The sequence below is a fragment of the Mesobacillus sp. MER 48 genome, assembly GCF_023714225.1.
Lineage (GTDB): Bacteria > Bacillota > Bacilli > Bacillales > Cytobacillaceae > Mesobacillus > Mesobacillus oceanisediminis_A.
The window spans coordinates 1-19,709 of record NZ_JAMAUR010000004.1; the positions used below are offsets into that span (position 1 = coordinate 1).

Consider the following 19,709-nt stretch of genomic DNA (forward strand, 5'->3'; position numbering starts at 1 on the left):
TGAGGAGGCTCAGCGCCAGCCCCGCGGAAAGCGAAGCGCCTGGAACGGAAATCAACGGACTATTTTCCAAGCAGTCTCAAAAATAAAGAGGGTGCCCAAAAGTTTATACTTTTGGGACACCCTCTTTCTTCTACCCTCTATTTAGTCGCCTTGCTGACTCTGAGCTTCTTTCCTTTGATCGTTGCATTCTCCATTGCCTGAATGACAAGTGAGCCTTTTCCATTCAGGATATCGACATAGGACATGGTATCGTGGATGGTGATGATGCCGATATCGTCTGCCTTTACTCCAGGGATTTTCGCGATTGTACCGACGAAGTCGACGGCACGAAGCTTCTTCTTTTTGCCGCCGCTAAAATGAAGCTTCATGATATCCTGGTTGATGCGGGCTGTTTTGTTGTTTTTCACGACACGGCGCCCGCTGATTTTTTCATTGAAAGCAGACTGGTTTCTTGCAACGTCCTGCTTGCTCGGAGCTTCTGTGACAGGAATCTCAAAGCCAATGTATCGTTCGATTGCCCTGATGAATTTTCCTTCATAAGGGGTAGCAAGCGTAATCGCTTTTCCTTTGTTTCCCGCGCGCCCTGTTCGGCCTGTCCGGTGCACATAGCCCTCTTTTTCCATAGGAACGTCATAGTTTATGACAAGCGAAACATTATCGACGTCAATGCCGCGCGAAGCAACATCGGTAGCCACTAGATAACGGAAATTTCCCATCTTGAAGCCATCCATTACCGCGAAGCGATCTTCCTGCTCTAATCCGCCATGAAGTCTTTCACAGGAATAATTGGCATCCTCAAGCTCGGCAAACACGGTATCGACATTTTCCTTCGTCCTGCAAAAAATGATGCAGCTGTCAGGGTTTTCAACAACGGAAATGTCCTTCAGAAGCGAAATTTTATCTTCTTCCTTTACATCAATCAATGAATGTTTAATGGTACTCGTTGTCACACCGGTAGAAGCAATTTCAATATTAACTGGTTCCTTCATATACTTATGGCAGAGATTTTCAACATCCTTAGGTAAAGTCGCAGAAAAAACCATCGTTACCCTGTCTTGTGGAAGTTCTTCGATGATCCATTCAACAGCTTCAATGAACCCCATGTTCAGCATTTCATCTGCTTCATCGATGATCAGATATTTTACTTTGTCTAAAACGAGTGTTTCTCTTTCAATATGGTCGATCACACGGCCAGGGGTTCCGACGACGACATGAGTTTTTTGCTTCAATTCCTCTTTCTGTTTCGAGAAAGGCTCCTTGCCATAAACGGCCATAGCCTTGATCCTTTTGAACCGCCCGATATTCGTGATATCTTCACGAACCTGAACAGCCAGCTCCCTGGTTGGAGTGAGAATCAACGCTTGTGGATTTTTTTCCTCCCACTCAACCATATCGCAAATGGGAATTCCGAATGAAGCCGTCTTTCCGCTTCCTGTCTGGGATTTAACAACAAGATCTTGCTTTTCCATTGCTAACGGAATGACTTCTTCCTGGACCTCTGTTGGCGATTCATATTTCAACACTGTCAGGGCGCGTTTAATTTCGTCGCTTAAGTTGTAATCGTCAAAACTTCTTCTACTCATATAAAAACCTCTTTTTATTTTATTATCCCACTTATTTATATATAGGATTCTCGCAACGAATCGTCATATACATAAACTGAATAGTATTCATTATACTTCAAACGCCTGACTAATCGACTTTTATTTAATAAAGGAAAGCCTGGGAACAAACAGCGTTCTCAGGCTGCTGATGAAATATGCTGAAGAAAATAAATTTGAGGCTGCGTGTAAAAGGCTGAGTCCTAATAAAAGTTTCACAAATTATCAATAAATCCATTGATACCCAAAGGGGTTATCGATATATAATAATGATAAGAAAGAAAGCGATTTCATTTCAAGGAAGGGTGTTGGACATGAACTATCAAGAAGTCAAATCTCAATTAGAAGCATTGCAAATGCAGCTGGCGAATAAGATGCAGCATCCAGACCTGTCTATTGAAGAAAAAAACGAACTTCAGAGAGCGATTGCCAACTATGATTACATTATAGAATTGACCTGCATGAATCATTTTGAGCGCGGCACAGCCATTCATTAACAGCCAGAGCCTGGAGATTCTCCAGGCTCTTTTTATGTGTTTGCCGATAATGACACACTCTTCTTATAAGACTCCGCCCAAAGGCTTCTGGCTGAAATAATCCAATGCGTAATTGACCTGGTGGATGTCATAAATATTTCTTTCAATGCAAAATTGAATGACAAGGTCGGAGGTTTCGCTGTCCGATAAAGAGTAGCCGGCAGAGCTTAACAGCTTGTCGGTTTCTTTTTTGTCCAATTCCAGTCCCAGCGCAAGGGCGATCACTGTATTCTTGCCCGGTCTGTAGTCACGGTTCGAACGGATTTTTGAAAAAAGTCTTCTGTCAATGCCCGCCTTTTTATAAACCTCAGCGTCGGTGACCCCTTTTTTATCAATCAAGCCAAACAGTACCTTGTGCAATGTCGGCTTCCGTTTTTGCTCGATGAAACTTTCAATTTCCATCGGGGAAATGCTTTCGAGCACGTAATCCTCGATTGGGGCCATTGACTTTTCACATACAACATAAATCATATTGCGCTCAATATACTGCTGCAGTTCTTCCATTATCCTGTGATCCAGCATGTGGCCAGCCTCCTTAAAATGTCGCTTAACAGGCGACCAATATATGGATGAATCTAGATATGATTATATCAGATTCAGCTTAGGAGGATGATAGACATGAACAAGAATTTAACAGAAATCATTTTTTTGCTCGATCGCAGCGGTTCGATGGCAGGGCTTGAGAGCGACACGGTAGGCGGCTTCAATGCTTTTGTGAAAAAACAGTCGGAGCTTGCAGGCGAAACGGTCCTGACAACCGTACTCTTTGATGATGAATATGAGGTCCTTTGGAATGGAATCGATGCCAGGCATGCAAAGCTGACAGAAGACGAGTATTTTGTCCGCGGTACCACTGCACTGCTGGATGCCGTCGGGAAAACCATCCTGGATGTCGGCTGCCGGCTGGCAAAGACCTCGGAAGACCGCAAGCCTGGCAAAATCATCTTCGTCATCACCACGGATGGAATGGAGAATGCGAGCCGGGAGTTCACATATGGAAAAGTGAAGGAACTGATCCAGCACCAGCAGGAAAAGTACAGCTGGGAGTTCATCTTCATGGGCGCCAATATCGATGTTGCCAATGAAGCTGAAAATCTCGGAATCAACCTTGATAACTCTTTTAACTTCGAAGCCTCTGAAAAAGGCATCGAAATGATGTATGAGATGGTTTCAGAATCAATCATTGAAAAAAGAATGAAATAAAATCAGGAGGCAGACCATGATGGACAATAAATTGGGGAACTGCAAGACGTGCGGAAAGGAAATCGCCAAAGGTGTGAAAAAATGCCCTCATTGCGGCAAAGACCAGCGCAGTTTTTTTGGAAGGCATAAAATTTTGAGTTTCATAGGCATATTGATTTTGTTTGGAATCGTCGGTTCAGCACTTGGTGGCGGGGAGGAGGAAGTGGGTAAGGCAGACGGTACTTCAGCAACAACAGCGGCAGCCCCGGCAAAAGAAGAAAAAGTATATAAGTTGGGAGAAGCTGTTCAGACCGACAAAGTGGAAATCACCGTCACTGAATTTGAAGAAAAAGACCAGGTAGGCAATGAGTTCGTCAACAAGGCAGTATCCGAAGGGGGCACCTTCGTAGCGATCCAATATAAAATCAAGAACACTTCAAAAAAACCGGTTGGAATGTTCGACTACCCTGCTGTCAGCCTTGTCGATGAAGAAGGAACAGAGTATGACGCTGACATTGATGCATCTTCCAATTACGCGATTGAAACCAATGTTGATAACGCCAAGATTGCGAGCGACCTGAACCCTGGAATCACTGTCACTGACACGAAAGTATTTGAAGTATCAAAGGAAAGCTTTGCTGCAGGTAAATGGTTCATCGAGGTAGGAGACGAGAAAGTGCAGCTGAAGTAAAGTCAAAACCCGGGGGGTGCCGGTTTTTTTGTCTCTGATATCTTCCGGACATGAAAGAAACTCTAAATAGCAAAACAGGCAGGCTGAAACTCGCTATTCCAGATCACTGTCAACTTGCCTGAAATTTTTAATTCTTTTTTTCTCCTGACATTTTCCTGACATATTCACTCTGTAAATTATAAGTATAAGGTCCATGTCCATCCCGGATCTGAAAAAAAGATTGTTTATAGGAGGATGTCAGAAATGAAAAAGAAATCAGTCATAGGATTCACCATCGCGGGTGCATTATTGCTGGGAGGCTATGCTACCACATCATTAGCGAATGATGATAGCTCCACCAGCACAGCCGCAAGCACAGTTAAAAGCTTGTTTGGAAAAGGGTTTGGCCATAAAGGATATATGGGAGGCAATTCCGAAACATTGATTGAAAAGGCTAAAGAGCTTGGAATCAGCACTTCAGGCAAAACAGCCGAAACATTGATGAGTGAGATCCGGGAAGCAACCATTAAAAATGAAGCCAAAGATCTGGGAATCAAGACAGACGGCAAGGATATAACAGCACTTGCCGAGGAAGTACAGTTGGCCAATCTGAAGGCAAAAGCGAAGGACCTGGGCATTTCTGCAGATGGGAAGGATGCAGACGCGCTTCGCGATGCCATCCGCTTAGAAAACATGAAGGATAAAGCAAAGGAACTTGGGGTGTCTACCGACAACAAGGATGTTCAGACTTTAATGGAAGATATCCGTACAGCGAACTTGAATAAAAAAGCGAAAGAGCTGGGCGTTTCTGCGGAAGGCAAAGACCTGCAGACGCTTCAGCAGGAAGTCCATACTGCCTATATCAATCAACAGGCGAAAAATTATGGAATTACAGTAGACGACAAGGATATCCGCGAAATTACGCAAGAAGTCCAGACTGCAAAAGTAAAAGCAGATGCAAAGGAACTGAACATTACTATCGATGGCAAGACGATTGGGGAAATTGCCCAGGAAGTACAGGAAAAGAAAGTCGTGAACCTTGCGAAGGAACTGGGTATTTCCACTGCGGATAAGGATTCACAGGAACTGATCCAGGAGATTAGGGACAAGGATGCTGACAAGATTGATGAGCTGTTTGAAGATGGAATGGGCCGCTTTGGTATGAAAGGCATGGGCGGCGGCTTTGGACACGGCGAGGGATTCGGCGGCGGCCATGGTGGAATGGGACAAAACGGCAGATTCGGCGGCGGCCAAGGCGAAATCGGACAAAACGGCGGGTTCGGCGGTAAAGGCGGCCGTGGCGGCATGCACAATAAAGGTGCCGGTCAGGGCTTTTAATAACCTGCTGCCTTTAAAAGCCCCTTTTTAAAAAATATTGTCAAAGTCCCCCGGTAAAAACGGGGGATTTTCTTGTAAGATGATAATATAGATATTCAGTTCGAGTAGTTCCAGCTTCAGCGATTGCCGGGACGTTTAGGCAGTGTGGCTTTTAAGAATAACAGGAGGAGCGGCAATGAAGACGATCTTGATAGTAGAAGACGAAGAAACGATTTCGAGAGTGCTGGCGGTTTACTTGAAGCATGAAGGCTATGAGGTGGTACAGGCCTATGCTGGCGGCGAAGGACTGGCATTGTTTGCCCAGCGTAAGCCGGATCTTGTGCTGCTGGATGTCATGCTGCCGGGAATGGACGGCTGGGCTATTTTAAAGGAAATCCGTAAAACCAGTGCCTGTCCGGTCATCATGCTGACAGCCCTCGGAGATATTGATTATCGTCTAAAAGGTTTGAATCAGGGCGCGGACGACTATATATCCAAGCCATTCGTCGGCGAAGAAGTGGTTGCCAGAGTCAACGCGGTGTTGCGCCGTTCCTCCAATGTCCTCGATACTGAAAATGAGAAACAATTTGGCAGCCTGAAAATCAATATGGATTCACATGTTGTCACTGTCAATGGTGAAAAAGTGGTGCTGACGCCAAAGGACCTCAGTCTGCTGACATTCCTGGCTGAGAGGCCAAACCGGACCTTTACGAGGGAAGATTTAATTGAAAGTGTCTGGGGAATGGATTATGACGGGAGCGACCGGGCGGTGGACCTGTCCGTCAAACGCATACGCCAATCATTGGCGGCTTGGCCTGCAGCACAGGGTGAAATCAGGACATTAAGAGGATTGGGGTATCAATTCAGTGTTTACGACAAATAACAAACCAACAACTCTTCTGAGATATTGGACAACCAGGTATCTTTTTACCCTTGTTGTCGGACTGCTGTTGCTAGGGGCCGGGTCAATGTGGTGGATCAGGCAAACCACGCTGGAGAACCGGTTGAATTTAATGGAGTATCTGGCGGTCGAAACAGCGGATCGATTCGGGCAATCCACGGCAAATAATGATTATGGACGCCTTGACCGCAGGCTGCAGGACAGAGCCAGAATCCTTCAAATGGAAAATCAGCCTCAGCTTTTCATTACTGATTTGGAAGGCAATATCCTTAATTCGGGGCCGATGAAGGGCGGAGGAGGTCCTCATCACACATCGGGAGAAGTTCCTGCCTCCGTGTTTAAAAATGAAGATACAATTAACAAGCAGAGTATAAATGGTCAGCAAATCTATGCCGTTAAATCTCCTATCTTAATGAATGAACTTCAAACCGGCTGGGTAGTTGTGATGCAGAGTGCGGACGAATTGGCCGATGTCAATCAGGAATACCGTTTGTTGATCGTTTTATTGCTTGGATTGGGTTTGCTTGGCTGGGTCGTCATTTATCTTCTTACAAAAAGAATCCTCAAGCCCATCCAGGATGTCGCACAGGCTGCGGCACAGGTACGGGAAGGAGATTATGACATCAAACTGGATTCTAATCCAAAAGAACTTGAGATACATCAACTTGTAACTTCCTTTAAAGAAATGACCAATCGTCTTACACAGCTGGAGCAAATGCGTGCCGAGCTGCTGGCTGGTGTGACGCATGATCTGAAAACGCCTGTTACTTCGATCAGCGGCCTTGTCCAGGCAGTTCGGGATGGAATCGTCACAGGGGAGGAGCGCCAGGAATTCCTGGATATCACGCTGAAAGAAATCCAAAGATTGCAGAGCATGATTTCCGATTTGCTCGACTACAATTCCCTGGCTGCCGGCGCCATTACCATTCGGCCGGAAAATTGCGATCTGAACAAGCTGGTTGATGACATTGGCCGACAATGGCAGCTGACACAAACTGAACCAGTTGACCTCAGGGTGATCACACCGGAATCATCGGTATACAGAATGACTGATCCGCTCCGGCTGCAGCAAATCCTCATCAACCTGTTGAATAACTCCCATCAGGCTATAGGCGATTCAGGCTCAATCTCCATCATCCTGTCTGAGGAAAGAATAGATGTAAAAGATACGGGTTCAGGCATACCAGAGGAAGAGCAGACGCTAGTATTTGAACGGTTCTTCCGTGGTGAGACGAAAAAACTAAAGGTCAGGGGACTTGGACTGGGGCTTCCTTTCAGTAAAATGCTTGCCCGGTCGCTCGGGGCAGACTTGATTTTAAAGGAGAGCAATTCAAGCGGCACGACCTTTTCATTACTGTGGCCAAAAGAAACATAAGAAAAGGGCTGCATCTATCTTTGCAGCCCACTTAAGCGTTTAGTAATTGATTAATAGATACATCCAGTTTTTCAGATTCACTGCCATCCAGCCATTCTTCTGGAATGGTAATGAATCTGGCGTTGCCCCCATTTAAATAACTATAGATGATTTGAGCTTCATCAAGTTCCTCCTTGCCGATGATGACAGATTTCCTTTTCTTACTCTGCTGGAAGAAATAAAAGATGTTGTCCCTGATCTCCACTGCTAGCTGCCTGAACTTCTCTGAATGGTATTCCTTGCTAAAAATGACTTTATGCCCTTTGATCAGGAAAACCTTCAGTGTGCGGTCATTGATCCTTTCAACCACAACAATGTTTTTATTTCCTCCAGTGAATTGGATCATATTTTCTTTATACAAAAGGATGGAGAGTGATTTCATGTAATTCCTGTATTTTGCTGCTTCTTCAAATTGGTATTCTTCGGAGGCCTGATTCATTTTCTGCTCTAATTCGTCCAAGATCTCTTCATTAGATCCCTGAAGGAAAGTAATGAACCTTTCCACGATCCTATTGTATTGCTCAACCTCTGTTCCTCCTAAACACAGACCATTACACTTCCCCAGGGTATAGTTCAGGCAAGGGGAACCCTTGAGTGGCTGAAGACAATTTATTTTAAAATACTCCTTCAAGTTCTCAATTGCTTTTTTCACATAAATCATGCTGGTATAGGGTCCAAAATAAATCGTGCCGCCACCATCGGATTTTTCAGAAGTAATTGAAATTTTCCGGAAAGGCCCGTCCATTTTAATTGCAATATAAGAGTAAGGAAGGTGGCTCTTCATTTTCTTGTTAAAAAGAGGCTGTAATTCTTTGATGAGCTTGCACTCAAGCAAGAATGCCTCGAATTCCGTATCAGTATGCAGAACATGAAAATCATTTATGTTAGCAACCATCTTTTTAATTTTTTGCGGATGGGCTGCAGAGTTTTGAAAATAAGTTTGGACCCGTTTCTTGAGGCTTTTCGCTTTCCCGACATAAATCACTGTGCCCTTTTGATCTTTCATAAGGTAAACCCCAGGAGTCAAAGGAAGGTTTTTGACCTTTTCTTTTAAATTCATGTCCGCCCCCTCAATTATCTCTAATTTTTTGAATCCTTATATATCTTCATATTTTAGCATAATAGGTGATTAAGACTCTTTATAAGCAAATAAAGGTGTAATTCTTTAGAATGTTCCCGCTTTCATTCACTATCTCGGCCATATGCTCGCGAATCACCTCGTATCCCTTGAAACTTATCCTCAGGATGTTACCATAAGTAACGTTGATAAAGGCTGTTTTCGTAAAGATTGTTGTTAAAATCCTAAAGCCGATTTTAACGTGATAAGAAGCCATTTTGAAGTTCGGAATGAAGTGAGCAGGCTCTTTTCTCATAATTAGCATAAATCTTGTGAAGAAACATAGGTCATTCAATCCAATTTTGTAGCCAAAAGCAACAAAGTTTGAGAAAAAAGCCTTGATAAAAAGCGAACGGAAATAAAAGTGATGAGGTGAATGCGGTTGTTAAAACATAAAAAAGTAGCGTTTTTAGGTGCAGGATCAATGGCGGAAGCGATGATTTCTGGTGTGGTCAAGTCAGGGAAAATGCGTGCAGAACAAGTTTATGTTACGAACAAAAGCAATGCAGCCAGACTGGAACGACTGGAATCCAGATATGGAATCATTGCGATGCCTCAGGCTGAATTGCCATATGAAGAAATAGATCTATTTATTTTAGCGATGAAGCCAAAAGGAGCAGCGGATGCGCTTGCGGATTTGAAAGGCAAAGTAGTGCCTGGCCAGGTGGTTGTTTCGGTTCTGGCGGGTATATCAACTGGGTTTATGGAAGAAAATCTAAACCGTGGCCAGCAGGTGATCCGCGTCATGCCGAACACATCAAGCATGATCCAGGAATCTGCCACTGCGATGTCTCCAGGCAGACATACAACGAACGAAAATATAGAGGATGCAAAAGAACTGTTAAGCAGCATGGGCAAGGTGTTCCTGATTGAAGAGGAACAGATGGATATCTTCACTGGATTGGCCGGCAGCGGCCCTGCTTATTTTTATTATTTGATGGAGCACATGGAGCGAGTCGGCAAAGAAAACGGCCTGGACGAAAAAATGGCCCGTGAAATCATTGCCCAGACCATCCTCGGTGCAGCGAAAATGATCATCGAAAAGGATGAAACACCAGAGGTCCTAAGGAAAAATGTCACCTCTCCGAATGGAACGACAGCCTCCGGACTGAACGCCTTGAGAAAATATAACGGCGGTACGGCAATTTCCCAGGCAGTCAGCCATGCGGCAAACCGGTCGAAAGAAATCAATAAAGAACTCGAAGGCGTCCTCGTTCCATCTTAATATAGAGAAAGCTCCCGGAAGTTTACTCCGGGAGCTTTCTTTCTACATATACACGCGATAACCGCGCCACTTTTCAAAAAGATACTGGAACCCATACAGTAAGTATGCTTTGTAATGCAAATAGAAAAAGAACTGTATATGGCTCAATTTGTTCAGCCTGATGATTTTAAGCCTCTTTAGCACATCAATCAAGAAGAACGCAAATGCGCCGTCGGCAATCGCATTGAGTGTGATGAATTTTTTGAAGTTCCCCTCTGAAATCTTCAGAAGCCACATCGACAGCGGCATATAAGGTCCAATGCTGAAAGGGAGTTCATCCCGCATAAATGACTTTCGTTTATTGTAAAACTTCCACCAGTCCGCTTGTGGCCATACATATGGTTAAAAATTTCAAAAACAATGATAAAAATGCCTGCAAAAGAGTAGCGTTTGAAGCTTCTTTTGCCGATGAACAGTAACGACAACCATGGAACAATAATCAATACAAGATTAAAAACGAAATGCCTCTTCGTAATCTTCAGATGTCTTCACCTCAAATCCATTTAATCCTTCTATAAACTAGCCATAAATTAGAAACTTTAATCAGGTATAAAAATAAGAAATTCATTCGGTTTATTTTTCATAATTATTGAAAAAGTGGCACTGCTTGACATATAATCACTTGAAGATATTAAAGGAGAACAAGTTATGATACGACGATTTTTTACCTATTACCGGCCGCATCGCAGGCTTTTCGTTATTGATTTCAGTAGTGCCGTCATCGTTGCCCTGCTGGAGCTGGCATTCCCTCTCGCGGTCCAATGGTTCATTGATACCTTGCTCCCAGGCGGCAACTGGAACATGATCGTCAGTGTGAGCATCGGATTGCTGCTGTTATACATCATCAGCACCTTGCTCCAGTTCATCGTCAATTATTGGGGCCACAAGCTTGGCATTAATATTGAGACGGACATGAGGCAGCAGCTGTTCCAGCACGTACAAAAGCAGTCCTTCCGCTTTTTCGATAATACGAAAACCGGGCACATCATGAGCCGGATCACCAATGACCTGTTTGATCTGGGGGAACTCGCACACCACGGCCCTGAGGATTTATTCATTGCCGTGATGACATTTGTTGGCGCGTTTTGGATCATGCTGACGATCAATGTGAAGCTGGCACTGATCACGATGATCATCGTACCATTCCTAATTTGGCTGATTACGTATTCAAATTTGAAAATGAACGCTGCCTGGAAAAACATGTACACAGATATTGCCGACGTCAATGCCAGGGTCGAAGATAGCGTTTCAGGAATTCGGGTGGTTCAGTCTTTTACAAATGAAGATTATGAGATTGAGAGATTCACAAAGAACAACCGAAAGTTCCGCCGTGCCAAGTTGACGGCCTATAAGGTGATGTCGTTCAGTTCGTCCGGTATTTATATGCTGACAAGGCTGATTGTCCTTGTTGTCCTGGTTTATGGTGCATGGCTGAGTTTTCAAGGCAGCCTGAGCTTTGGAGAACTTGTCGGGTTTGTCCTGTATGTGAATGTCCTGTTTAAACCAATTGATAAAATCAGTGCGATTCTTGAATTGTATCCGAAAGGAATGGCAGGCTTTAAGCGGTTTACCGAGCTGATGGACCAGAATCCGGACGTCGTCGATCGTGAGGACGCGATTGTGGTCCCGCATTTGAAAGGGGATATCGAATTCAGGAATGTCACCTTCAGCTATGAGCAGAACAAACCCGTTTTGGAAGGAATTGATTTGGAAATCAACCATGGCGAGACAGTTGCGTTCGTTGGTCCGTCGGGGGCAGGGAAGACGACGATTTGCTCGTTGATCCCCCGTTTTTACGATGTGAACAGTGGCACCATCACAATCGATGGCATCGACCTTCGCGACATGACAAAAAAATCATTGCGCTCGCAAATCGGGATCGTCCAGCAGGATGTGTTCCTTTTTACCGGGACGCTGCGAGAGAATATTGCATATGGTTCATTGGGGGCCACACATGAGGATATTGTCAGATCCGCAAAACAGGCACATCTTGAGGACTTTATCGCTGCATTGCCAGATGGCTATGAAACACAAATTGGGGAACGGGGCTTAAAATTGTCAGGCGGGCAAAAGCAAAGAATTGCCATCGCTAGGATGTTCTTGAAAAATCCGCCAATCCTGATTCTCGATGAAGCGACATCAGCGCTTGATACCGAGACGGAAAGGATCATTCAAAAAGCACTCGCAGAACTATCAAAGAACCGGACAACGCTGGTCATTGCGCACAGACTGGCAACGATCAGAAGTGCCGATCGAATCGTCGTTGTCACCGAGGATGGAATCGCCGAACAGGGTACTCATGATGAACTGATCGAGCAAGGCGGCATTTTTGCCAAGCTTCACAAGGTCCAATTCGAAACTTCTATTTAGGGTTGGTTTATTTTACCTATTTTGCTATGATGAAAATAAAATCATGATAGTTTGGAGTGACGTTCCATGACCGGAACCATAACGATTATAATGGTGTTTTCGATTCCGCTCGTCGCAATCTTAACAAGCCATTATCAAAGAGTTGCCAAAATCAAACACAACATGATTAAAGACGAAATTGAACTTGAACGGCTCAAGCATGAAAACTACCTGCTGGAAACAGAAAAAATGAAGCTGGAACTATCAAAGCTGGAAAGCCCGCTGGATAAGACGCATGTATTATAGCAGCTGCCCTCTCGTGTAATGCGAGGGGGTTTTTTTATGGAGAGAAATCCCCTTAATTTAAAAATTTTTATAAAATTGGTTAAATATCCCTTGAGTAATTGCATAATATATTATATAGTACATTACAACAGTAATGCACTATGTGACCTGTTAGAGGAGGTGCGGGGTTGATACTTAATTCAGATAGCATGAAACCGATTTATGTCCAGATTGCTGAGTGGCTGGAAACGGAAATTCTCAGCGAAAGCATCAAGAAGGATGAGAAGGTTCATTCACAATATCAGCTTGCGGAAATGCTGAATATCAATCCGGCGACAGCGGCAAAAGGGTTGAATATTTTAGCGGATGAAAACATTCTTTATAAAAAACGCGGTCTCGGCATGTTTGTATCGGAGGATGCGAAAAAGATTATCACAGCGAAACGGAGGAACCAGACATTGAAGTCATTGGTGCTAGAGTTGGTGCGGGAGGCGGAGCATCTCCACGTGACTGAGGAGGAATTGATCGCGATGATCCAGGAAGCCAAGCGGGACTTGAAGGGGGATACATGATGAGTGTGCTGGAATTCGAAAATGTAACAAAGACCTATGGAAGGAAAAAAGCACTGGATGAGCTGACGTTTTCAATCGGGGAGAATAAAATCACAGGCTTGATTGGCAGGAACGGAGCCGGCAAGACGACGATGCTGAAAATCGCCGCTGGTTTCATGCGTGAGAGTTCAGGTGTAGTAAGGGTATTTGGGGAAAACCCGTTCAATAACCTGTCTGTGTCAGCGAACATGATCATGGTCGATAACGATATGAATCTGCCAGCCGCGCTGAATCTTGATGAACTTTTGGAAACGGCAGCGAGTTTTTATGATAACTGGGACATGAAATTTGCCAGGAACCTAGTTGAATATTTCCATCTTGACCTGAAACAGCACCATACCGGGCTGTCGAAGGGAATGAAGAATACCTTCAATGCGATTTTGGGGCTGGCTTCCCGCTGTCCGCTGACAATCTTTGATGAGCCGACAAACGGGATGGATGCTGGCGTCAGAAAAGACTTTTACCGGGCGCTGCTAAAAGACTATATTGCCAACCCACGGACAATCATCATTTCAAGCCATCATCTCAATGAGGTCGAGGACATCCTTGAAGACATCCTGCTCCTAAAGGATGGAAAGCAATTTTTGCATATGACGGTTGAGGACCTGCGGGAGTATGCGGTCGTTGTCAGCGGGAAAGAAGAAATGCTGAACGACTGGCTTAGCGGACATGAGATATTCCATCGTAGCAGTGCCGGTTTTGGCAGGAGCTATGCGGTCATCCGCAACGACTTGTCTGATGATCAGGTTACAGCAGCAATGAAAAACGACCTGGAGTTCTCGACGATTTCAAACGAAGATCTCTGTCTATACTTGACGAGCCAGGAGAAAGGCGGGATTGATGATGTCTTTAACAAAGATTAACCTCTGGGATATTGTAAAAAAGCAATTCCGATTCAAACTGAAATCCTACCGGGGGATGTTCACTTCACTGATGATCCTGCAAATCATCGGAATTCTGTTTTCGCTTGCCGGAGAAGGAGGCGGCGGTGGTAGTACTGAAAATTTCAGTTATGATATGAAAAATTATTCCGGGAATATCGTCATTGCCTTCATGATGATCTGGGCTTTCATTTCGGCGATTGTCGTTACGACCCAGGCGTATCGGTTTGATGATTATGCGTTTGTGGCCAACAGAATGAGCAGCCATATTGCGAATATCCTGTTCCTCGCCTGGGCAAGTGTCATTGGCGGAGTGACCTTCCTGCTGGCGAGCCAGTCGCTGAAGCTATCTGTCTTGTTCCTGCAGGAGCGGGAGTTCATCGAAAGCCAGCGATTATCAACGCTGCAGATGGCAGAAGGCCTTGCCGGAACCATCCTGTATCTGTTCCTTTTCACGGCACTTGGCTACCTGGTCGGGATGCTCGTCCAAAGAAACAGAATTTTCATTATCATTCTTCCTGCATTGTTTTTCGGAAGCATATTTATCAATGTGTTTGTGGGCAGCGAATCGACCCTGGTGATTGATATTGGACAAATTTTTGTGAAGGAAACCTCCCTTCTGCTGTTCCTGTTAAAGGTTCTATTTACATCGGCCATTGCATTTGGATCGGCTATATTGATTTCGGACAGTCTGGAGGTGAGGAAATGAGTTTTATTTTATTGATCTTTATTATCATATTGGCCATGATTAGTTACGGAAGTTTCTCCAATAAGTTCATAAGTCCGAGGTTCATGAACGGGAGCCGCACCACAAAGGTATTTACAGGCTACCTGGTTGTCTTGCTTTGCACTGGAATCATTTCCTTCATTCTTCCAAAGGGTGAATCCTATCAGGGAGATTATCTGACCGACGAAGAAATTCAGCAAAATGAACGAATAAACGGTGATGTTTATTCGATTGTCGAGTCTGGAAAAATTGAGGAAGCAGAAGGGCTTACAAAAATGAAATCATGGGAATTCCCGCTGGAAGGAAAATCTTTGAATATTAATGCGTTGAGCATCAATGCCACGGTATTCATCGAGAAGGTAAAATCTCTCGAGAATCAGGTCGAAGTGACTCATTACTCCACTTTTTCATATATAGATAATATCGATATCACGGATCGTTTCACTTCACCGGAAATCCAACTTAGCGAGACAACTCTGAAAGTATTCCCTCAAGAGCCTGTGAACGTCAAACTTGTAAAATACACGAATGCCTTTCCTTTTAACCAGTTCGCTGAAAATGGAGAGCAGTTCAACGGCGGTTACGGAATGATGCAGGGACTGAATTTCATCTATATCAAGGTTCCAATGAATACTGAAGTCTCCGGGAATGGATATGTGATCAACGAATAGGAGACTCCTCCTTGAGGGGTTTTCTTTTTTTTTGGTGTTTTCGTATATCAGGATCCATACGTTATAATAGTGCGGTATACGTTTTTAAAAAATGAGGAATGAGAAAATGGCTTTATTGAAAAAATTCAACTTTGTTGGGGGCAGGGTCCTTAAAACGGGAATTGCTGTCTTCATTACTGCACTGATTTGTGACCTGCTTGGCTGGCCGCCAATGTTCGCAGTCATCACGGCAATTGTGACAATCGAACCAACAGCGGCTGATTCAATAAGAAAAGCATATGTCCGATTCCCGGCATCAGCGATCGGCGCAGGGTTTTCCGTCGTGTTCAATTTTGCATTTGGGCACAGTCCACTTACCTATATGCTCGTTGCTGTCGCGACAATCATTGCTTGTCACCGGCTGAAGCTGCACGACGGGGCATTGGTGGCGGTGCTGACAGGAGTGGCGATGGTTTCAACCGTCAATGACCACTATCTGTCGAGCTTTTTCATCCGCCTTGGGACGACGTTGACAGGGCTGACGGTCTCGACGCTTGTGAACCTTCTGGTGATCCGGCCGGATTACTCAAGGTCCATCAAGAGTAAAATTCAGCAACTGATCCACGAGACAGGGAACCTGATTGCCAGCAGAGGAACAGAAATCACGAGGCATCAGCCTCTGCACCGGGAAACGAGATCAGACTTCCAAAGGATCCTCAAAGACATGGAAAGTATTGAAACATTATGCAAATACCAAAAGAAAGAATGGAAGCTGCATCAATTTGACCGGAAGAACATGCGGAATATCCATTATGAATTAAAGAAGCTGACGATTTTGAGACAAATCCATTACCATGTCGGAAATCTTTTTTCGCTGCCTTCGATTCATTTATCGGAGACTAAGGCAGGTGTAGTAGAAGCGATGGTGAAATCGATCAAAACCGCACTCCATCATCCCGACTTCTTGCTGGACGAGGATCATGATGCCGTTGTCAATGAATTGCTCGGCTTATTAAGACATGAGGTAGATGAGCGTGAAGCAGACGCCAATCGGTTCTCCGAAGAAACGATTATCTATTATGAACTGGTATCGATCCATGACCTGCTCGAAGAATTGAACCACATCCACCAATTCGAACTCAGGCATCAAAAATTGCTTGAGAAATCATTGGATATTAGCTCCTGATTAGGGGCTTTTTTTCGTTTCAAGCCACGGGTTATGATCAACTGGCAAAATGAACAGGACTGGAAAAATTTGGATAAGCACCCTGACCACATCGCCGGACACAAAAAACAATATCAGCCAGCCAAAGCCAGACTATATCCTCGAATCCTCGCAGGGGGTTTATGAAATGATTTAAGTGACTCAATTTAGAGTCTCTTTTTCAATTGGAAAAAATCTGCGTTTTTTTCCAAATCGCTATAAAAATGAAAAACTAGCTATAAAAATGGAAAAGTCGCTATATAAATAGAAAACTCGCTATATAAAAAGAAAAGTCGCTATAAAAAACAAAAAGTCGCTATATAAATTAAAATTTCGCTATAAAGCGTTCGTTAGCACCGATTTTATGAAAAATCGGCTTGTCAAAGAGAGACCTTTTACATGGAACTCTGTAATTTTTAACAAAAGCCGCAATAATTTTAGTTTACAGATTCCTCCTTTAAGGAAAACGCATAGAAAAGCGTTTTCACCAGGGGGATGTTGTTTTTGTAATAAATTCGTCAATGTCTTGGTTAGGAAATGATCATTTGTCGTGCTATTCTATGTTGTGTAGATTTTCACAAACGGATTTAATTTGGAGGAATCAACTGTGGACGGCATGAAGGGTTTGCTTGAGGAACCGTTAATTTTATTATTTGTCATACTATTTCTTGGCTCGGCGCTGGGTGAAATCAAAATACGAGGATTAAGCCTGGGGACGTCGGGAGTATTATTGGCGGCAATGGTGTTCGGCCATTTCGGCTACCAGGTGTCACCGGTCATCCAGCAGCTGGGACTTGGTTTATTTATTGTTGCAGTAGGTCTATCAGCCGGTCCGCGCTTTTTCCGGATGATGAAAACGAGCGGAATCGTGTTTGGCGTCATCAGCTTACTGATTGTCCTGGTTGCTTCCATTACGACGATTATCGTGTCCAAACTGTTCCATCTGTCCCCGGCATTGAGCATCGGCATCATGACGGGCGCACTGACGAGTACGCCCGGTCTTGCTGCCGCCCTCCAGGCCACTGGAGATCCGCTTGCCTCTGTCGGATACGGGATTGCCTATCCTTTCGGCGTCCTAGCAGTTGTGCTGTTCGTGCAGCTGTTGCCGCGCGTGCTGAAGGTAGATCTGGCGGAGGATCTGAAAAAGAAATCAGGGCCTGTCCGCAATGATGAGTCGCCTGAAGTAATAACCATAGAGGTCACTAGCCCTTCCATTAATAAACGGACACTAAAAGAGCTCAAATTCAACCGAAACAATTCTGTCGTCATCAGCCGGGTTATCCGCGGCGACCGAAATATCATCGCTCTCAATGATACAGTTATTCTGTTGGGGGACAGGCTTGTCGCTGTCGGATTGCCAAACGATTTGAAAAAGCTTTGCGGGGATATCGGCCGTGAAGTGGAGACGAACACCGTAAACCATGACAATGTGGAGCTTCGCAAAGTCACGGTCGATGCGCTTGAATTGATTGGAAAAACGATCAAGGAACTTGAACTGAGGCGAACATACGGTGTCACCGTTACAAGAATTGAGCGCGGCGGTTTCGAATTCAACCAGAATCCAAAGTGGCGCCTTGAACGCGGCGATGTCCTGACGCTAGTCAGCAGCAAGGACCGATTGGATGACGTCGAAAAGTTATTCAGCAGAAAAAAACTGACCGTAACCAATATTCACATCCTGTCGCTCAGTCTCGTGCTGCTGCTCGGCGTCCTTGCCGGGATGGTGCCGATTCACTTCCCGAAACTCGGGACGATTACATTCGGCGTCGCCGGCGGGCCTTTGTTCATTGCCCTGATCATCGGCCACTTCGGAAGACTTGGACCGATCCACGCGCGCTATTACCAGCCGTCGAACCAGGTCATCCGTGATATCGGTCTAGTCCTTTTCCTTGCCGGTGCCGGTACGACCGCCGGAAAAGGCATCGTCCAGGTCATCCAGCAGGAAGGTTTCAATCTTGTCATCGGCGGAGCAATCATAACCATTTTGCCTGTAGTCGCCGGCTTTTTCATCGCAAGAAAGCTTTTTAGGCTCAGCATCATCCACTCATTAGGTGCATTATGCGGCGGAATGACAAGCACCCCCGGACTTGGTGCAGCCAACCAGCTGATGGACTCCGAAGATCCATCCATCGCTTATGCCGCGGCCTATCCATTTGCGCTTATCTCAGTCGCGATTGCATCACAGGTTTTGGTTTTCTTTTTATAAAATATAAAAAACGACACAGACGAAATTTGCCTGTGTCGTTTTTCAATTTCTGCCTTAACTTTCGCAGCCCCCATCTACAATTTCATACCGGTACGGCTTTTGAATCTCCGAAGCAAAATATGGCTTTCGACTCTTGTGATCCCTTCCAGGCTATACAGTTCTTCGTTAATAAAATTCTCCAGCCTGATAAAGTCCTCTACTAAAACATGCATGTGCAGGGTGCTTGGCCCTGTCATCTGATAACAGCTTGCGACACTTGGATTGTTGGCGAGCGCTTCTGCTACTTTTACGAGAGAAGAGGGTTCACAATCAACCTCAAAAAAGGCAGATACAGCTTTTCCTACTTTTTCCGAATTGATTACGACGGAAAACTTTTCTATGACACCATCCTCTATTAATTGATTGACTCTCTCCCGGATTGATACCCTGGATAGATTCAACTCCTTACCGATATCTACATAGGACATTCGTCCATTTTCAGATAAAAGTTGCAAGATCATACGGTCCGTTTCATCAATATTCATCCAAACACCACTTTTCCATTAGCATTAGTAGATTTATCTTAGCTTACAAATGAGAGGATTATCAATAAAAATTGGAAAAAGATTCAAATAATTATAGTAGAAAAAAATCTTAATATTTTCTGAATATTATATAGATTTTTTAAATTCCCTGTATTATAATAATACGAAATTCGAAATGAAATTAAAAGTAGTAAAACGCTTTCATAAAGTAGGTGATTGTAACTTTTTGCCTGCTTATGTTAAGGAAGTTGTTTTGCGAAAAAAGGGGGA

General features: G+C 44.4%; 20 protein-coding genes. 15 read left to right on the top strand and 5 right to left on the bottom strand.

Going from position 1 to position 19,709, the window contains the following annotated elements; all coding sequences use genetic code 11:
- Window positions 1-137: 137 nt before the first annotated feature.
- Complete coding sequence (locus M3593_RS14835) at window positions 138-1,583, bottom strand: DEAD/DEAH box helicase (protein WP_251544725.1); 1,446 nt, start codon at window positions 1,581-1,583, stop codon at window positions 138-140.
- A gap of 332 nt (window positions 1,584-1,915) precedes the next feature.
- Here M3593_RS14835 and M3593_RS14840 point away from each other — a divergent pair, with 332 nt between their 5' ends.
- Window positions 1,916-2,098 (top strand): DUF3896 family protein, encoded by a 183-nt coding sequence (locus tag M3593_RS14840; protein WP_144475301.1) that lies wholly within the window; start codon window positions 1,916-1,918, stop codon window positions 2,096-2,098.
- A gap of 63 nt (window positions 2,099-2,161) precedes the next feature.
- Here M3593_RS14840 and M3593_RS14845 read toward each other — a convergent pair whose 3' ends face one another.
- The gene (locus M3593_RS14845) at window positions 2,162-2,659 is read right to left on the bottom strand and encodes a hypothetical protein (protein ID WP_144475300.1); all 498 of its coding nucleotides are present in this window, start codon (window positions 2,657-2,659) and stop codon (window positions 2,162-2,164) included.
- Between the two features lie 96 nt (window positions 2,660-2,755).
- On the opposite strand from M3593_RS14845, the gene M3593_RS14850 reads away from it, so the two are divergent.
- From M3593_RS14850 to M3593_RS14870, 5 genes are all read left to right on the top strand, one after another.
- Entirely contained in the window at window positions 2,756-3,340 is a 585-nt protein-coding gene (locus M3593_RS14850; RefSeq protein WP_251544724.1) for a vWA domain-containing protein, read from the top strand.
- Between the two features lie 19 nt (window positions 3,341-3,359).
- Window positions 3,360-4,010 carry a DUF4352 domain-containing protein gene (locus tag M3593_RS14855; RefSeq protein ID WP_251544728.1) on the top strand — a complete coding sequence of 217 codons (651 nt, stop codon included), beginning with the start codon at window positions 3,360-3,362 and terminating at the stop codon, window positions 4,008-4,010.
- A 243-nt stretch (window positions 4,011-4,253) separates the two neighbouring features.
- Window positions 4,254-5,327 carry a hypothetical protein gene (locus M3593_RS14860; RefSeq protein ID WP_251544723.1) on the top strand — a complete coding sequence of 358 codons (1,074 nt, stop codon included), beginning with the start codon at window positions 4,254-4,256 and terminating at the stop codon, window positions 5,325-5,327.
- A gap of 175 nt (window positions 5,328-5,502) precedes the next feature.
- The gene (locus M3593_RS14865; protein WP_251544722.1) at window positions 5,503-6,189 is read left to right on the top strand and encodes a response regulator transcription factor; all 687 of its coding nucleotides are present in this window, start codon (window positions 5,503-5,505) and stop codon (window positions 6,187-6,189) included.
- On the top strand, window positions 6,173-7,582 hold the full coding sequence (locus M3593_RS14870; RefSeq protein ID WP_251544721.1) for a HAMP domain-containing sensor histidine kinase: 1,410 nt from the start codon (window positions 6,173-6,175) through the stop codon (window positions 7,580-7,582). Before M3593_RS14865 ends, M3593_RS14870 begins: the two co-directional genes overlap by 17 nt.
- Before the next feature lie 31 nt (window positions 7,583-7,613).
- Here the strand turns inward: M3593_RS14870 and M3593_RS14875 are convergent, their stop codons facing one another.
- The gene (locus M3593_RS14875) at window positions 7,614-8,681 is read right to left on the bottom strand and encodes a GIY-YIG nuclease family protein (RefSeq protein ID WP_251544720.1); all 1,068 of its coding nucleotides are present in this window, start codon (window positions 8,679-8,681) and stop codon (window positions 7,614-7,616) included.
- Between the two features lie 433 nt (window positions 8,682-9,114).
- Here M3593_RS14875 and proC point away from each other — a divergent pair, with 433 nt between their 5' ends.
- Window positions 9,115-9,963, top strand: coding sequence for a pyrroline-5-carboxylate reductase (proC, locus tag M3593_RS14880; RefSeq protein WP_251544719.1), 849 nt, complete (start codon window positions 9,115-9,117; stop codon window positions 9,961-9,963).
- A gap of 42 nt (window positions 9,964-10,005) precedes the next feature.
- Here the strand turns inward: proC and M3593_RS24275 are convergent, their stop codons facing one another.
- Window positions 10,006-10,287, bottom strand: coding sequence for a hypothetical protein (locus tag M3593_RS24275; protein WP_353056099.1), 282 nt, complete (start codon window positions 10,285-10,287; stop codon window positions 10,006-10,008).
- A gap of 363 nt (window positions 10,288-10,650) precedes the next feature.
- Between M3593_RS24275 and M3593_RS14890 the strand changes: the two genes are divergently transcribed.
- The 8 genes from M3593_RS14890 to M3593_RS14925 all read left to right on the top strand — a co-directional run bounded on the left by M3593_RS14890 (window position 10,651) and on the right by M3593_RS14925 (window position 18,915).
- Window positions 10,651-12,372, top strand: a complete 1,722-nt coding sequence (locus tag M3593_RS14890; protein WP_251544718.1) for an ABC transporter ATP-binding protein — start codon at window positions 10,651-10,653, stop codon at window positions 12,370-12,372.
- A gap of 66 nt (window positions 12,373-12,438) precedes the next feature.
- Window positions 12,439-12,657, top strand: a complete 219-nt coding sequence (locus M3593_RS14895; protein WP_251544717.1) for a hypothetical protein — start codon at window positions 12,439-12,441, stop codon at window positions 12,655-12,657.
- A 167-nt stretch (window positions 12,658-12,824) separates the two neighbouring features.
- Window positions 12,825-13,208, top strand: a complete 384-nt coding sequence (locus M3593_RS14900; RefSeq protein WP_251544716.1) for a GntR family transcriptional regulator — start codon at window positions 12,825-12,827, stop codon at window positions 13,206-13,208.
- A complete protein-coding gene (locus M3593_RS14905) occupies window positions 13,205-14,110 on the top strand; it encodes an ABC transporter ATP-binding protein (protein ID WP_313959702.1) in 906 nt (301 codons plus the stop codon). The genes M3593_RS14900 and M3593_RS14905 overlap by 4 nt, the downstream gene beginning before the upstream one ends.
- Window positions 14,088-14,837, top strand: coding sequence for a hypothetical protein (locus tag M3593_RS14910; RefSeq protein ID WP_251544715.1), 750 nt, complete (start codon window positions 14,088-14,090; stop codon window positions 14,835-14,837). Before M3593_RS14905 ends, M3593_RS14910 begins: the two co-directional genes overlap by 23 nt.
- Window positions 14,834-15,526 carry a hypothetical protein gene (locus tag M3593_RS14915; protein ID WP_144475288.1) on the top strand — a complete coding sequence of 231 codons (693 nt, stop codon included), beginning with the start codon at window positions 14,834-14,836 and terminating at the stop codon, window positions 15,524-15,526. Before M3593_RS14910 ends, M3593_RS14915 begins: the two co-directional genes overlap by 4 nt.
- A 106-nt stretch (window positions 15,527-15,632) precedes the next feature.
- Window positions 15,633-16,691, top strand: a complete 1,059-nt coding sequence (locus M3593_RS14920) for an aromatic acid exporter family protein (protein ID WP_251544714.1) — start codon at window positions 15,633-15,635, stop codon at window positions 16,689-16,691.
- Between the two features lie 634 nt (window positions 16,692-17,325).
- Window positions 17,326-18,915 carry an aspartate:alanine exchanger family transporter gene (locus M3593_RS14925; RefSeq protein WP_251544727.1) on the top strand — a complete coding sequence of 530 codons (1,590 nt, stop codon included), beginning with the start codon at window positions 17,326-17,328 and terminating at the stop codon, window positions 18,913-18,915.
- A gap of 74 nt (window positions 18,916-18,989) precedes the next feature.
- Here M3593_RS14925 and M3593_RS14930 read toward each other — a convergent pair whose 3' ends face one another.
- Window positions 18,990-19,439 carry an Lrp/AsnC family transcriptional regulator gene (locus M3593_RS14930; RefSeq protein ID WP_144475286.1) on the bottom strand — a complete coding sequence of 150 codons (450 nt, stop codon included), beginning with the start codon at window positions 19,437-19,439 and terminating at the stop codon, window positions 18,990-18,992.
- Window positions 19,440-19,709: the final 270 nt, after the last annotated feature.

What these genes read in the sequence shown, in the direction of transcription:
- M3593_RS14890 (WP_251544718.1), top strand. Translation starts at nt 10,651, where the DNA reads ATGATACGACGATTTTTTACCTATTACCGGCCGCATCGCAGGCTTTTC.
- M3593_RS14850 (WP_251544724.1), top strand. Translation starts at nt 2,756, where the DNA reads ATGAACAAGAATTTAACAGAAATCATTTTTTTGCTCGATCGCAGCGGT.
- proC (WP_251544719.1), top strand. Translation starts at nt 9,115, where the DNA reads ATGCGGTTGTTAAAACATAAAAAAGTAGCGTTTTTAGGTGCAGGATCA.
- M3593_RS14915 (WP_144475288.1), top strand. Translation starts at nt 14,834, where the DNA reads ATGAGTTTTATTTTATTGATCTTTATTATCATATTGGCCATGATTAGT.
- M3593_RS14895 (WP_251544717.1), top strand. Translation starts at nt 12,439, where the DNA reads ATGACCGGAACCATAACGATTATAATGGTGTTTTCGATTCCGCTCGTC.
- M3593_RS14930 (WP_144475286.1), bottom strand. Translation starts at nt 19,439, where the DNA reads ATGAATATTGATGAAACGGACCGTATGATCTTGCAACTTTTATCTGAA.
- M3593_RS14860 (WP_251544723.1), top strand. Translation starts at nt 4,254, where the DNA reads ATGAAAAAGAAATCAGTCATAGGATTCACCATCGCGGGTGCATTATTG.
- M3593_RS24275 (WP_353056099.1), bottom strand. Translation starts at nt 10,287, where the DNA reads ATGCGGGATGAACTCCCTTTCAGCATTGGACCTTATATGCCGCTGTCG.
- M3593_RS14905 (WP_313959702.1), top strand. Translation starts at nt 13,205, where the DNA reads ATGATGAGTGTGCTGGAATTCGAAAATGTAACAAAGACCTATGGAAGG.
- M3593_RS14835 (WP_251544725.1), bottom strand. Translation starts at nt 1,583, where the DNA reads ATGAGTAGAAGAAGTTTTGACGATTACAACTTAAGCGACGAAATTAAA.
- M3593_RS14855 (WP_251544728.1), top strand. Translation starts at nt 3,360, where the DNA reads ATGGACAATAAATTGGGGAACTGCAAGACGTGCGGAAAGGAAATCGCC.
- M3593_RS14840 (WP_144475301.1), top strand. Translation starts at nt 1,916, where the DNA reads ATGAACTATCAAGAAGTCAAATCTCAATTAGAAGCATTGCAAATGCAG.
- M3593_RS14910 (WP_251544715.1), top strand. Translation starts at nt 14,088, where the DNA reads ATGATGTCTTTAACAAAGATTAACCTCTGGGATATTGTAAAAAAGCAA.
- M3593_RS14845 (WP_144475300.1), bottom strand. Translation starts at nt 2,659, where the DNA reads ATGCTGGATCACAGGATAATGGAAGAACTGCAGCAGTATATTGAGCGC.
- M3593_RS14865 (WP_251544722.1), top strand. Translation starts at nt 5,503, where the DNA reads ATGAAGACGATCTTGATAGTAGAAGACGAAGAAACGATTTCGAGAGTG.
- M3593_RS14925 (WP_251544727.1), top strand. Translation starts at nt 17,326, where the DNA reads ATGAAGGGTTTGCTTGAGGAACCGTTAATTTTATTATTTGTCATACTA.
- M3593_RS14875 (WP_251544720.1), bottom strand. Translation starts at nt 8,681, where the DNA reads ATGAATTTAAAAGAAAAGGTCAAAAACCTTCCTTTGACTCCTGGGGTT.
- M3593_RS14920 (WP_251544714.1), top strand. Translation starts at nt 15,633, where the DNA reads ATGGCTTTATTGAAAAAATTCAACTTTGTTGGGGGCAGGGTCCTTAAA.